The sequence below is a fragment of the Pseudoalteromonas sp. ATL1 genome (assembly GCF_058933015.1).
The window spans coordinates 2,163,862-2,178,011 of the sequence record NZ_JBZYXL010000001.1 but is presented as its reverse complement, the minus strand read 5'-3'; the positions used below and the strand labels follow the sequence as shown (position 1 = coordinate 2,178,011).

The 14,150-nt window shown below is 44.8% G+C and carries 9 protein-coding genes; all 9 read right to left on the bottom strand.

Annotation, left to right across the window (positions count from 1 at the left end; translation table 11 throughout):
• Positions 1-9: 9 nt before the first annotated feature.
• From AC5FX4_RS09845 to AC5FX4_RS09805, 9 genes are read right to left on the bottom strand one after another with little or no spacing between them, the layout of a single operon-like run.
• Entirely contained in the window at positions 10-2,928 is a 2,919-nt protein-coding gene (locus AC5FX4_RS09845) for a hypothetical protein (RefSeq protein WP_493606234.1), read from the bottom strand.
• A gap of 14 nt (positions 2,929-2,942) precedes the next feature.
• A complete protein-coding gene (locus AC5FX4_RS09840) occupies positions 2,943-4,031 on the bottom strand; it encodes a hypothetical protein (protein ID WP_493606233.1) in 1,089 nt (362 codons plus the stop codon).
• A 2-nt stretch (positions 4,032-4,033) separates the two neighbouring features.
• On the bottom strand, positions 4,034-8,107 hold the full coding sequence (locus AC5FX4_RS09835) for a phage tail protein (protein ID WP_493606232.1): 4,074 nt from the start codon (positions 8,105-8,107) through the stop codon (positions 4,034-4,036).
• A gap of 1 nt (position 8,108) precedes the next feature.
• Positions 8,109-8,717, bottom strand: coding sequence for a baseplate hub domain-containing protein (locus AC5FX4_RS09830; protein ID WP_493606231.1), 609 nt, complete (start codon positions 8,715-8,717; stop codon positions 8,109-8,111).
• A 2-nt stretch (positions 8,718-8,719) separates the two neighbouring features.
• Positions 8,720-9,304: a hypothetical protein gene (locus tag AC5FX4_RS09825; RefSeq protein ID WP_493606230.1), complete on the bottom strand. Its 585-nt coding sequence runs from the start codon at positions 9,302-9,304 to the stop codon at positions 8,720-8,722.
• Positions 9,295-12,285: a hypothetical protein gene (locus AC5FX4_RS09820; RefSeq protein ID WP_493606229.1), complete on the bottom strand. Its 2,991-nt coding sequence runs from the start codon at positions 12,283-12,285 to the stop codon at positions 9,295-9,297. The genes AC5FX4_RS09825 and AC5FX4_RS09820 overlap by 10 nt, the downstream gene beginning before the upstream one ends.
• On the bottom strand, positions 12,275-12,550 hold the full coding sequence (locus tag AC5FX4_RS09815; RefSeq protein WP_493607801.1) for a phage tail assembly chaperone: 276 nt from the start codon (positions 12,548-12,550) through the stop codon (positions 12,275-12,277). Before AC5FX4_RS09815 ends, AC5FX4_RS09820 begins: the two co-directional genes overlap by 11 nt.
• A 5-nt stretch (positions 12,551-12,555) precedes the next feature.
• Positions 12,556-12,969 carry a phage tail assembly chaperone gene (locus tag AC5FX4_RS09810; RefSeq protein WP_493606228.1) on the bottom strand — a complete coding sequence of 138 codons (414 nt, stop codon included), beginning with the start codon at positions 12,967-12,969 and terminating at the stop codon, positions 12,556-12,558.
• A complete protein-coding gene (locus AC5FX4_RS09805) occupies positions 12,966-13,886 on the bottom strand; it encodes a phage tail tube protein (RefSeq protein WP_493606227.1) in 921 nt (306 codons plus the stop codon). Before AC5FX4_RS09805 ends, AC5FX4_RS09810 begins: the two co-directional genes overlap by 4 nt.
• Positions 13,887-14,150 lie beyond the last annotated feature (264 nt).

Here is a 14,150-nt window from a genome sequence, read left to right as displayed (position 1 = left end):
AGCTGGGCCTTAGTTGTTGTATGCAATGCCAATTGGGAATTGAGTGTGATGGCAGAACACTTTTACCGTATTGCCGTTTAGGTCGGTTTTTATGTCTTCGCCATTCACGATTGGGATAGTTTGGTCATCGCCCCAGCCACCCGTATATAATCTAAGCAGATTATATACAACATCCGTATTAGTGATTATCTCACCTGTATCTAATACCGTGTAACCATCAAACGCAGATGCAGCCCAAGTGAAGTTTGGGTTCGTTGCTAATGCAACCATAGCTCGATTAACACTCGCATTATCAAACCCTTTAAGAATATACGTTTTGCCTTTTTCTACTGATGCTGCTTGGCCAGCCGTAATGACAGCCATATTTGACAAGTTAGGCTTTGTATAAACCATTTCAGCCCCATGGAACTGCATATACAGCAAGCCATTTTTTTCTGTAATGGTTGGTAATGCTTTACAAGCATAGGTGCCACTGTCACCACCAAGCAATGGGTAAGGCGCATGAACAGGGAACTCATCCCTCAACAACTTATTATCTAGCATGTTCTTCTGCATAACCGGTGTATAACAATTAGTTGTGTACGACATTACTTGTGCCACTTTTCCGGTTAACGATTGTTGTAACCGACAACCAAAGTTTTGTCTTGAGTCATTCCCAACCCATACATCGCTTATGTGACCCATAACCACTGAATTAGAAGAACGTTCGGAAAAGTCTGCGGATGTTTCATAACTAAACAAGGCCACTGAGTTGTTAGAAACACCCCAAGGGTCCGTATCATTTTGACGTGGGTGAATTTTTTGCACGCCAGAAGACCAGCTCAACCCATCATTCAAAGTCCAGTGCACATTCACCGATGTTTCATTGTTTACCTTACGATTAAGTGGTTTTCTACCGTCGTCAAGACTAGGCACCCATTGCCCTACCACACCATCTGGGAAGGTTGCCGCAATCCGCTCGGGGTGACCGACAATGTCAGTCCATGGAAGTGAGTCGAAATGCGCTGATTGTTTTCTTAAAACCCCTACGTGCAAAACATCACCAACCGAAAATAACGAATTAAACTCAGCAACTTTATTTTTAACGCTGTAGATATAGCATATTACTTGGCTACCACCAGAAAACGGCCAATGAACGTGACTGAATATTGGGTTTGGTAAATGTGGTATATAAAGTGATGTGCCGTCTTGATTATAAACGTAATAACCAATGTTGCTTTCATCTGACAAATAGTTATTGAGTGTCGGGCGGCCTGTCTCAATCTTAAACTCAATAGCCCCCCCCGCATTGGCCGCATTGTAATAGGCAGGCTCTGCTAAGGTAACCGCATGTTTATGCTCAAAGTAGGTGAAGGGCACCGACTCTTTACCACGCAATGTACCCCCCACCGCTTTACGCATGGTGTCTTCGCTTAATTGGTTTACATCTAGTTTATTGGCGTTTAAGCATAAGTCTTCCACTTGGCCAGCGTAGATGGCGTCGTGGTATTTGTATTGGTCACTACGGCCATGACTGCCTGCTGCAATTGCGCCATTTCTAAAGCCTGTCTGTCCACTGGCAACTAGATCAAACAACTGGCTTGTATCACTAATAGTTGGGAATTGGGAATCATACCATCTGTAAGTACCAACACCTTGCTCAACGAACAAACCGCACCCCAACGGGTTATAACAAGGATGATAGGCTCCCTGGTTTAAACGTTGTACCAACGCGATGGGCAATGCAAAACACTTCCCGCTGAAGCCGCTTAGCTCGTCCTTTAATGACGAACTAGACATGGCTCCAAATATGCCTACATCCGTATTCGACATTTGATATTTAGCGGTCGCAGTTTGACAGTCTGCATAAAGCGGGAAGCCTGATCCCATAATAGATTCGACAACTCTTGTTCCTTGCGGACGAATATGCAGCCCTACATTGCAGTCAAAATAGCCAGCACCAAACATTGGACGAACTGCATACCAATCATTTCCAACTCCCTCAACAACCCGAACCCTGTAACGTACCTGAACATACACTTTGGCTTTTGGGTCGTAGTAGATATTGTGCTCTGGTTCGCTTAGAAATACCGCTTTTTGCTCATCTGTGAGAGCTGACCATTTTGCGCCATAGCCTTTGGTGCTTTGGTCCCACTCACCAAAGGCTGAATAGCCTTGTGCCACTAGGTTGTTGAGCAGTGCAATACCTTGATAACTGCTCGCGCCGTATTGCACATTACCCAGTGGGTAAACCACATCTTTATCAGCAATTTTTTCATGCCATGACTCCAAAAATACCAAGTCCTTACGTGAGGTAATGACCTTGTTTGTCTCAGTTTCAGACGCAAACGCGACTTCTGCATTGCTGTGTTGAGTCACTGTGCCTGTGGCTGAGTCGTAGGTTTTAGTGCCATCGGGGGCTGGGGGGAAGTTACAGCTTACAATACCGTATGGATAATCGACCGACTGAAGCTCATGGGATACGCCATCAATCAGCACATTTGGAAATGGGCTAGACGATTTATCTGTACCAGCCCAACCACCCACTTTACCTGAACGCCCTAGGTTCAATTTGTTTTGGTATACCCACATGCCATGGTTGACTGCGTTAATTGTAGAGTCACCGTAACCCCACTCAACAAACCCACTCCCCGCATATTGCTGCTTGCGCATTTGGCGCAGGGCATCAAACTGGGCTTTAGTCATAACATCGGGGTGAGGGTTCACGCTTTGCGCCTGTTCAACCAGTGTTTTTAGCGTTGGTGTTGCGTGTTTATTGCCATTTTGGTCTGTTAGTTCAACGCTACCTGATTGGGTTTGCCAATCCGTCATGGCTTTGGTGTTGGCAACCAAAGTCTCGTGTGTGCCTTGGTATTGGCTGTTTAATTGTTCGTGTTTATCCGTCACTGCTTGCAGCGCAGTAACCGCATTGGTAAGTTCTGTATTCATATTTGTACCTATTATTAAGCTGGGAAGAGTTCGTTGACTTTTTGCAGTGTTAGTGTGCCCGCCAGCATGGCGCTGAATGCATGGTTAATACTCTGATTTTGGTTAATTATTTCGGTTACACACAAGGCGGCTAGTGCCGCATTTGCGTTGCTATGAAGTGCATCAAGGCCTGTTTGCTCAACATTATTTTGAGTAACCGTTTGCGCTTCTCTGGCCGAGCTGGCTATCGCGTTAACATCGTCAAAAGTAGTAAACAGTGAGTCTCCGAGCGCGGTTAACTCTTCGTTTAATTCAACAACGAGCGCTGTGTTTTCTGATGTTTGTGCGTGAGCAGCGCTACATAGTGCCGCTGCGGCTTGGCTGTGGGCTTGGTCTAAATCCACCTGCTGAGCAGCTTGCTCAATATCGGCTTTGAGAGAAAACACCACTTGTTGGGCGGTGCGTATTTGTTGTGCTTGTTCAGCAATCGTATTTGCATGCAATTGCACCGCTGCATGTGCCGTGACCACTTCATCATGCTTGGTCGTTACGCTGTTACTGGCCGTTATCACCTGTGGGTAAATCGCATCAAACTGCGCAATACGCGGCTCAACCGTTGCCAAGCTTTGTTTGTTGCACTCAATCGCCGTTGCCATGGTTGCTAAATCAGCACTGGCGCTCATCGCTACCTGTGCTAACTGAGCTATTTTGGTGGGCGTAGGTATTACCGTTTGCTCACCCAAAAATGTGGTAATGGGATAGGTGCTATTGGTGCTTGCAAACCACCCTGTTAATTCACGCTCACGCTTGTGCCATTTGGTTTGTAAGTCGGTAATGCCTTTAGCCAGTTTTGCACTGATTGTGGCTGTAAAGTTTTGCACCAAACCGTAACCCAGATTGTTTACACTCAGTGCGGGTGAAAACGCTTGGCCATCAAGCATGGCTACACGCAGTTGTGCATCATTAATCACTTCGGTTAGTTGTAAAATCACATCTTGCTCGTTCATTCGAAAGTACAGCAAGTCGCCCACTTGGGCCTTAGCAACTTGCACAAACAAGGTGTTGTAACCGGTGATAATTGAATGGTGTTGCTGTATTGAGATTGTGCCTATTGAATAAGCCATGATTAACCTCGTTTATAAATAACGGCGACCTGTTTTACTTGGTCGGGAGAGTCAAAGGTAACGTTGTGGCGCACTTGTGCGATGGTGTAACGCTCTTCAGATTGCGTGGGCTGGCGCATGCCTTTTCCTGGCATAGAGCTTGAGCAAATAAGGTCGCCCGTTTGTAGGTTGCCGCCTTCGCCGCATACGTTCATAGCGCCTTCACCGCCTGCATTGATACTGGCAACATCGTACAGGTACGCGAGCTGTTCCCATTCTTCAAAACCCACTAACCCCGCGGGTTGTGAGTCTGTGAGTGTACGGCGGCGGGTATATACCCCTCTAACAGTAATATCCATGGGGGTGCTTGATAGCTTTGCAGTACAAATTGCATTTGAGATATTTGCAATGTGCATAAGCTCGTCATCACAGAGAATGTCACCCGGTTCAGGGGTGAGTTCTTTGGGCAGCAGGGTTTCATGCGCAGAGGTGTGGGGGCCAATTTCACCCGAGCGAGCATACAATGCCCAGGAACCAGCATCGACTTGGATGCCATATTTGTGATACTTAACGTATATGCCTGTTGAGCCAGATAAACCGTTGTTATACACAAACATGTTGCGATGAAAACTCTCACCACTGGCCAGCAATCTTGAGTTGATGACACCATTTTGTCGAAGGGCCAACATACCTGAACTTGCGGTGATCGCGCTACCATTACCTGCGTCCCATGTGCATGAACGTAATGTTGCTGAATTGATAGTTCCACTGGTCGCATAGATACTGCCAGAAAATGAACCACTTGTAGCGTTAATATGCCCCGAGAATGAGCCGCTACTCGCCTCAACTCGCCCTTTAAATGTGCCGCTCGTTGCATACACGCTACCTGAAAACGACCCGCTCGTTGCGTTTATGTGGCCTGTAAACGACCCACTAGTCGCGTTAATATGCCCGTTAAACTTATATTTACCGGCACCACTGTCAAAATACACCGCACTGTTATTACTGTTATCGAGTAATTCAAAAACACCGGCTTTTACTGCCATTTTTCCAGGTGATATCGTGAGTCCTGTTACATGGTTATTAACGTCTACACCAATGGAAACGCGACCTTCTAACTGTCCAATTTTATTTGCTTGGGCTGTCATATGGTTATAAACACTGGCTGTACCGTTAGCCGTTGTAACCCTCACATCGCGAACAAAATTAGCCAATGCACCGTTACTATCCGCCTTGGTAAAATACACCTCATTAAGCCCAGCAATATCTTTACCCACTTGGCTTTTTAACGTGTTTACCTTGGCGGAAATCGCTTCTTCCGCGGCACTTTTTGTGTAATAGTTTTGGGTGATTTGTGCATGATTGTTACTGTATTCACTGCGTAACTCATTGGCTTTGGCCGTAATCGCGTAGTTAGTATTCGCAGCGGTATAGAATGTTTGATCTAGATATGCTCGATTGTCATTAACTTTACTTTCCAGCTCAGTTTTTGCTTGTGATACCGCGTTATCTGCATCTGCCTTAGTGATGTAGTAAGTTTTAATTTCAGCGTGGTTGTTATCCACCGCTGATGACAGTTGCGTAATTTTTGTTGAAATAGCCTCCTCAGTGGTTGCCAACGTTTGGCTTACCTCAATAATTTGTGCTTTGTTATCTTCAACTTCTGATTTAACTGTACTGATTTTGGTTGCCATCGCTTCGTTTTCAGAAGCTTGTGCGGCGACTGCTTCGTTTATAACGGCGTTGGTTGTGTCAGTTTTTCTCTCCAGCACAAGCGTGCTAGTTAAGTCTGCATCAAACACCGTTTCCGCATTGAGTGCCTGCTCTAACACTGAGTCGGCCAATACATCCATTTCGTTGAGGCGCTGCTGTGTCTCTTTAAGTTCAGAAACACTTAAGCCAACTACCGTAAACGCTTGTCTTACTACCTGTAATTCATGGGTTGCAGTCACCGTTAAATTACTGGTGTTCTGTCCTTCAAATGCAACATTCAGTTCACTTTCAGTCAAATTACCTTGCTCGTTACCGAGCTGCGCAAATAGCGCACCATCATCACTCAAAGTAACCTGCAAGGTTTGAAATGCTAACTCCTGCTGCGCGGTTAAGTCTCTCAATGACACGCGAACTTGGTTCACCATTTTCTCTGGTTGCCAACCTATCCCTAGACCCATCCAGCTTGGTGCTTGGCTTAAATCAAAAACCAATGCAACGTTACGCTCATAGGTTGCCTGCGCTTTAGTGCTAACTGAAAATGTCTTCCAGCTACTTTTGCCCGCTGCGCTCAGTGTTCTAACTTGCCCTTGATACGTTTTGCTAGGTAGTAATGAAGAAACGGTTAAAACTTGAGAAATCACATTTTTTTGCGCGCCTTCTCCTGCAAATTGCCATTCATAGTTAGTTTGTATACCTGCGCCTGCAGTGGTTGCATACAATACGGCACTCGTTGCTGTAACCGATGTCACTTCAACCGTTGGTACCGCTGGCTTCTGGACATTAAAAAGTAATGTTGCTGCTTGGCTTCGGTAGCCTAAAATATTGACGGCAAATAGTTGAAACTGGTACTCCCCCATATCTAGTGCTAGCTCAATATTGCGTAACGTGGTACTACCCGCTTTTACCACTTTTTCGTCTCGAATAACCTTGTATTCAAAATCATTCAATGGTGACTGCCAGTCTATTATTAGCTTACTATCTTCACCTACACTCGTTTGCAGCCCAGTTGGCGGGTTTGGTTTGCGAGACTGATAAAGCGTATCTGGAATGGTAGGCTGCTTGGCACTGGGTAACCATTGATAATGGTTTAGCTGGTGCTCAATTAAGCTTAAGTTAACTTCGCCACTGCCGTTGAGTACCATATCGTTCAGTACAAACGGCTTTTTATTAAACCCTAAAAGCTCATCGCTAACTTGAATAACATCACCAATTGCCAGCAACGCAGCGTCATCTCGGGCTGTAAACTTAATGCTTAATTGTTCACGGCTTTTTCTAGCAATAAACTCTGCAATACGTTTTGCTTCATAGTAGTTATTGAGAGTGTCAATTTTAACTTTTTTGGTTAGGCGAATACCGTTATCTTCTTGTCGCCATTGTGCTTCTAGCGTACTACCTTTTTCAGGAAATACAGCATCTTGCAACTTGCCGTTGCGCTCTTCATCATAGTACTGCACGCTGACTTGGTTGTAGCGGTCTTTTTTTGACGCATCATTCACGTCGATATCACTGACTATGGTTTGCTCGTTCGCTTGCCAAGATACGGGAGCTTTGTCGCTTTCAAGCACTAACGTCAACTTACCGTCTACAACTGGTAAGCTTGCACGCATAGCCGCTAATAACATCTCACAGTTCGCTTTAACCGACTTACTGGTATCTAAACGTACATTTGACGTATAAAGTGGCGCTTTAGATCCGCCTTCAAAACTATCAACAAGCAAATCACAATTAATTGCCGCGCGTTTAAAACTCGCTATATCCAGCTCTGATTGATCGAGTCCTTTGCCATAACGGCTATTAGTTAAGTAATCATAGAGTTGCAGCGCTGGGTTAGAGGTTGAGCTAGTATGCCCTCCGGTACGCACATCATAAATACGTGTTTGTTCAATATCTGCAGTGATGTTAGGTCGAGACGTAAAAACAGGATCGTCAGCGCCCATTTCTAAACGCACGTAACTATATAAAAGGCCTTCGGGTAAGTTTCTATCTGGCGACCAACCGCTTGCATTTAAAAGTGGGTCAGAATACCTCCAGCCTTCATTATTCACGGCATACGCCCACCTGTGCGAACCTTCATCGTGAAATTTATCTGATGTTATAGGCTCATCATCAATATAAACCTGCTTTACCGTTGCGCCATTTGCTTCACCCCAAACAATGATAAGGTGGAGCAGCTCATTATCGACATCATTTCGCACCGCATCATTGGTAGCACGGAAGATAATTGTGCCACCCGTTCTTTTAACACTGCCGTAAAACACTGGGATAGCCGCGTCAGTGGCGGGCGCAGTATAATCAACACCTTGCTGTCGCTTCTCAGGGGTTGGATTAAGATCTATCCCAACAAGTTTGAAAATGCCACCAAGGATATTACCTATAAATTTCATGTTAGCGATCATCCTGCTGGTTAGGGTCTTGTTTTCGCTTTGGCGGCCCAAAACTTGATTTAGACGTACGAGATTTCACCGTGCCATCTCCTTCTTTGCCCCAAGGCACTGAATCCGATAAAAACGGCGTATGTTCAAAGGGATCTGTATTAGGAAAAAACTTCTGATGGCTCTTTGTGTTGGTCTGACGCCCTGCGGATTTTTCAAAGTCGGCCCAAATAGAGCTTACGGTAAAACTCAAGGTGCCAGACGAGTTCATATCCATTTTTGAAATTAAACCTTTGTATAGAGACAACACGCCCACAGGCGAATCGGTTATGATTAATTTGGATAGCTCAACGCGGCGGTTCATCCACTTTTCACCAAGGCCTAATGCCACAACGGCGGAGTCTAAAGAATTCAAGTTCAGTTTGAGATCACCAATACGAATACCGCTACTATGCTTTACTGCACTAAAGCTTTTAAACATACCCGCATGGTAAATACTGCCACCATAGCTGATGTGTTCGTCAGCATCAGTCATATAAATTGGGCCCCAATCGAACCAAATAGTCAGCAAATGACAAAACTGGTAGTCGCCGGCCAGCGCTTGTTGTAATGGGTGAGACATAATCAGGTTACCTCCACCAGCTCAACACTGACCGGAATTGGGCGACCCGCTGAAATAGAAATCTCGGTGTCATCGTCGTCGCTATACACCAAAAATTGTACTTGTGCACCCACGTTAAGCTGTGAGTTACCCGATACATAATCTTTTAACTTGGGGTAAAAGTGCACAATACCAGCATCGTTGTTATACCCTGTCACTTGATAAACCTTGTGATGTCCTGAAAATTGAATAAAGTCGCCGGCTGCAAATGCAACGCCCTCACCTTTAGCTATTACAGCAACGCGTACTGAGCTCTCTCCAATTGATAGTGACTCAGCCGTTTTTGCACTCAATACACTGCCAATTTGTGGCAATGGATTAGATATTTCGGTTTTTTCAAAAACACCATCAAGGCTTGCGATTTCCGCGTACACCGCCATGGCTTCTTGATAAGGCATGGCTGTGGTAGTGAGCTTAATGCGCCACCGTTGTGGTTGACCAAGCTGGCGTACTTGACGAGTAAAACTGTATTTGTTTTTTGTAACGAGGCTTTTTGTTTCTGAGGAAATTTTGGCTTTTGCAATTTGTGTTAATGCGGTTAATCCCATTCTCCTGACTCCATTGCATAACGTACATCTTGCATAATTTTGGCGCGCTCTCGCTTCATAACTTGCGCAACGCCGTCACTATCATTGGCATTGATGACGTAATTAAATTTGACTGATTTATCGATGTTTTGTGGTGTTTGTTCTGCAAGGCTATTTGACGTGTTCAACCCTGCGGTAGTGCGACGACTGGTAACATTGACGGGGCCCGCGATAAGTTCTGGACCGTACTCACCAACAAGACCAATCTTGCCTGCGGGAATAAGGCCACCGTGGTCGTAGGCGCCTGAAAAATTAGCACCTTTAATTGTACTCATGACAGACGCGCCTGTGGCCGCCACTCTTGCCATTTCAGCGATATTCGCTGGAAAGCCAAGCTCATTAGCACGTGCAATACCTGTTGCAATACTCATAACACCTTGAGCTATGCTGAACGCTTTAGAAACTGCATAAAGGCCTTGATAAGCTTTGGACTGCTCACCAGCGTAATTCTTTGCCAACCCACTCATTTGACCAAAAAACGAACTAGATGCACCGAGCTGACTTTGCATTCGTTCCTGCTCCATCGACTCGATTTGCTGGTTTTTTTCGGTTTCCGCTGCTATTTCTTGATCAGCTTTTTGCTGGTTTAGAGACTGAAGCAGATCAAGCTCTTGTGTAGCACTCTCCTCTAAACTGTCTGTACCCGCCCCTGATGATTCATCTTCCTCATCATCTTCACCAAAAAGTTCATTAATAAGGTTTTTCCCGGCGTTAAAAACGTCGATGGTTTCGGTTATTGCCTTCTCGACATTCTCTGGATTTGTTAAATCCGCAGAAAATGACTCTCCCATATTTTGCAATTGAGATATGAGATCTGAAGCCTGCGTCACTAAGCGATTGTTTTTGACCTGTTCTAGCTCTGCAATTTTCTCATTTCGTTTTTTGACTAAATCAGTCTGAACTTGTGTAAGCTTATTTTCAGCGTCGGTCACGGTTTGAATTTGACGCTCACAGCTTTGTGTCAGCAGCTTTTCTGTTTCTTCGGCGTTTTTTTGCGCAGATGTCTTGTCACTTTTTGGGTCTAATGCGCTAACAATTGCTTGAACATCATTGTTTTTCTCAGTGTTATTTAGTCCGGAGCTTGCTTTGGGGCCCTTTGCAGGTTTTAAACCAATTTCAGTGTTGTTATTCGCGTTGTTGTAGTTTTCGCCTTTTTTGTCGTAGGCCTCGCCAAGCTTTTTTGCTTCATCAAGCTTTTTATAAAGTTCTTCTGTGACCTTTTCTCTTTGTTTTAACGCTTCATCCCAAGATTTCTTAATGCGCTCTTCAAATGTACTACTGGCAAACTCATCAAGTTTTTCAGATTTGTTACCTCTGAGGTTTTTAAGTTCCTCATCTCTTTGAGCCTTGTTTTGCGCAACCTTCTTTTTCTCTTCTTCATAATTAAATGAATCAGACCACGGATTCAATGCTCCAATCGAGTTTTTAAACTCGAGCATTAATGATTCACTTGCCGACGCAAGGTCATTTTTGATACTGGTAAACGTATAATCCGTCGCAGTATCAAAGTAATTCATCCAGTGATCGAATTCTTTGCGCGCTATACTGACCGCTGAACTGATACTCTGGGGAATTAGCAAGTAGTTTACACCAAGCTTTTTCAGGCCTTCTTTGGCATCTCCTCCCCATTTTTCATACGCTTTTGAAAAAAAGCTCGAAGCGCCATTTAACGCAGCCTCTAACTCATCTCCCATGGTGTACTGATAAAGACCACTAAAGCCCGCTTTCAATGGACCTATGTAAGCGTCAAAGTACTTTCCTAACTGACCTGATGCCAATGAGTCATTAAACGTATCTAAAGCATCACTTCCTACGCTAAATGCAGATTTTATAGCATCGCCAACTCCTCCCGAGCCAATATTTAAAAACAGTTCATCCCATTCAGACTTAAAACGGGCAACCTCACCACCCATTGTTCCCATTTGCTCAGCCATGGCCCCAGCAAAGTTGCTTTGCGCTAACTGGTTAAAATACTGCTGAATACTCTCCGTATTATCCTTGATGTTGGTCGTTACACCGTTATACGTAAGCGCTAGTCCTTCTTCTGTTGCTTTCGCGTTGATCCCAAGGTTAGCAAAAGCGGTTTCCTGTGTTTTAGCATTCAGAGAAGTTGCATTGATGACATTGTTTGATACATCTAACAAACTCATCCCCATGGCACTGGCAATATCACCATAGGCCGTCATTGCTTCTTTAGTTGGCGTCAAGCCATTGTTGTATAAGGCAATAAACGAACTAGTGGTTTGCTCAATACTATGTGGCGTTGCTTCTGCCATTTCTTTGAGATTGTGGAAGATCTCTTTACTTTTCTCAGAGCTCGCTGCAACAACATTTATTCTCGCTTCAAGCGCTTCAAATTGAGACGTTACGGCTATCGTTTTTTGACCAGCTGCAACAAGTGCCTCTGCCAAACTGGCTGGTCCGCCTGCGGCTAAGTATAACTCTTTGCCAAAATTACCCACTTTGCGCAGTGCTTTACTTAGCCCTGAACCACCGCTTTGAGTATTATCGTTAGTCCCGTTATCGACCCCACTTGAACTAGTACCCGAAGAGCCACCGCTTTGATTAATAGCAGCATTAAACGCGTTGCTCGCACTAATGTTTTTTTTCAATTGCTCTTCTAATGCTGCTAACCTTCCTCTAGCGCTATTTGAGTTTTGCTCCAGCTTGTTAAATGCCTTACCTGAATCTTGCCCAAAAGTTAAGGCAGACTTTCTTGCATCTTTAAAGTCTCGACTTAACCATGTGAGGTTTTTACTTGCACCTTTAATATGCGATAAGAACCCCGATAGCGATTTTTTTGCCCAATTAACATCATCAGCAAAATCAGAAGTTGCTCTTGCGGACTTTTTTACTTGCTCTTCAAGTTTTGAGAGTTCACGCGTTGCGGTGGTGGTTTCTTTAATTAGCAACGATAGGGAAAGCTCAGCGTTAGTTGCCATGCATGACACTCCAATAAATTCGGTCTATTGAGCGCAAAAGATCGACCTCCCAGGAGCGGAGGTGTTTACGCGTTAGAGATGACCAGTGGTAAATTTCGGTAAAATTGAGTGGTTTGTCGCTTTTCAGCTCTAAATACCAGTGCCATAAATAAGCCAGCTCCTCTGGCAGAGCGGGCTGCTCTGCCAATTCGGCTGGCTTATGACCTGTGGTTTTCCAGACCTGTTTTAGCGCTTGTTTACGGGTTAAGCGTGCGCCTTTAGGTATGGTATTTAGTTGGAACTCGCTTTTGGCGTAGTCGGCGAACTGCTCAACCCTTTGGCGAAAAAAAGTGCACGTTTGGCCGCAACTTTATCAATTTGTTCGCAAATTTGCGGCGCTTGATGCAAAAACTTTTTAATGGTTTCAAACTCACATGGTTCATCAAATGACCAATCAGCAACCAGTGCTGCAATTAACCCTAAGCGCTCATCGGCAAACGCCTCAGCACGCTTTGCTTCGTCTTCAATGGCCGCAAATGCCATGGCATTGCGCTTGGCTTGAGTTTCTGCATCTCTAAATGCGTCTGAGTCAATGCCTCGTACCACCATGTAGTGCTCAGACTCAGAGCCGTCTGGTAACGTCAGTGGTACTTTAATGCCTTCGTTGGCTTTTTCACGGGTGAAAAAATCTTCCATCATGCTCATGCTTTTGCTTTCCTTTCAATGATTAAGTTTGTGCCGTCGGTTTCTGACAATAAGCCTTGGAATGGCAGCGATACAATGATTGCGCCAGTGCCTTCTACATCAGGCTGACCCCCGGTGTATTTTAAATTTGGCACTTTCACTAAGTATTGGTTACCTTGTGGATCGGCCATTGAAAAGCTGATGTTTGAGTGCTCACCGTTAAAGAACTTTTCAAGCAGTGCGTGGTTTTCAAAATACACACCCAGCGTACCAGTTAGGTTTGATAAACCAATTGACGGGCGAATGGTTTCACTAGAGCCAATTACAAAGCGTGGCTCAATGCCGTTTTCAAGGGTAAACCCAAGTTCAGTCGCAATGGCTAGGTTTTCGCCGCCTTCTGTTACTTGGCCGTTAAAGGTATCTACCGCCGGTACGGCTGCCGTGGCTTTTAGTGTGGCGCCCGTTGGTAACTCAGAAAGCGCTTCTACCGATTTACCGACCGCGCTGAACGTTGCCGTTGTCACGCCTTCAGTGCCAAGCTGAATATTGATGTTGTTTAGCTCAATACCACGATAAAGTTGGTAAGGCTTATCGGCCGCAGACAAGGTTGTAAAGTGACGCAAAATGCTAAAGCTGCGACGCTGTGTGCCACTTTTTAATTTATTTGCTTCCCAGTCACCGCATACCGCCGCTGCAAGTAACATATCAATGGCTTGCCATTGCAGCTCAGCTTTAATATCGCCGCCAATTTGCTGTGTACCATCACGAAAATCGGTGATTTGGCGGTCGCTACGAATGGTATTTGATTGGCTGGTATTTTTGGTTAGGCCCAATGTAGTGCCCGTAATTGGCACTTCAATAAACTGTGCCGACGCAGGCGTAACGCCATACTCTGTTTCTTCTACTAAATAAAACTTATGTGATGTGGATTGAGACATAGTGATTCCTAAAAAATGTTGCGTAACTTTAACGTGTGCAAAAAACACGTTTTGATTGAGGTAGGTAATAAGCAGTAAATATGCTGATCACTGCGACGATGTAAAAATACTAACCAAAATAGGTTTGAAAAAACGGTCAACTTTGACCGCTTCGAAAAAGAAGTAAAGCTCGCCACCTATGGCGGCAAGTTTCTTGAAGTGTATGCGGTTAAATACTCAGTGGTATACACGCTATACGCAGGAAAAATGCGGGAACTTTTGCCC

Bases quoted from the DNA above. Each gene is read 5' to 3' on its own strand.
- AC5FX4_RS09845 (WP_493606234.1), bottom strand. From the start codon at position 2,928: ATGAATACAGAACTTACCAATGCGGTTACTGCGCTGCAAGCAGTGACG.
- AC5FX4_RS09840 (WP_493606233.1), bottom strand. From the start codon at position 4,031: ATGGCTTATTCAATAGGCACAATCTCAATACAGCAACACCATTCAATT.
- AC5FX4_RS09835 (WP_493606232.1), bottom strand. From the start codon at position 8,107: ATGAAATTTATAGGTAATATCCTTGGTGGCATTTTCAAACTTGTTGGG.
- AC5FX4_RS09830 (WP_493606231.1), bottom strand. From the start codon at position 8,717: ATGTCTCACCCATTACAACAAGCGCTGGCCGGCGACTACCAGTTTTGT.
- AC5FX4_RS09825 (WP_493606230.1), bottom strand. From the start codon at position 9,304: ATGGGATTAACCGCATTAACACAAATTGCAAAAGCCAAAATTTCCTCA.
- AC5FX4_RS09820 (WP_493606229.1), bottom strand. From the start codon at position 12,285: ATGGCAACTAACGCTGAGCTTTCCCTATCGTTGCTAATTAAAGAAACC.
- AC5FX4_RS09810 (WP_493606228.1), bottom strand. From the start codon at position 12,969: ATGAGCATGATGGAAGATTTTTTCACCCGTGAAAAAGCCAACGAAGGC.
- AC5FX4_RS09805 (WP_493606227.1), bottom strand. From the start codon at position 13,886: ATGTCTCAATCCACATCACATAAGTTTTATTTAGTAGAAGAAACAGAG.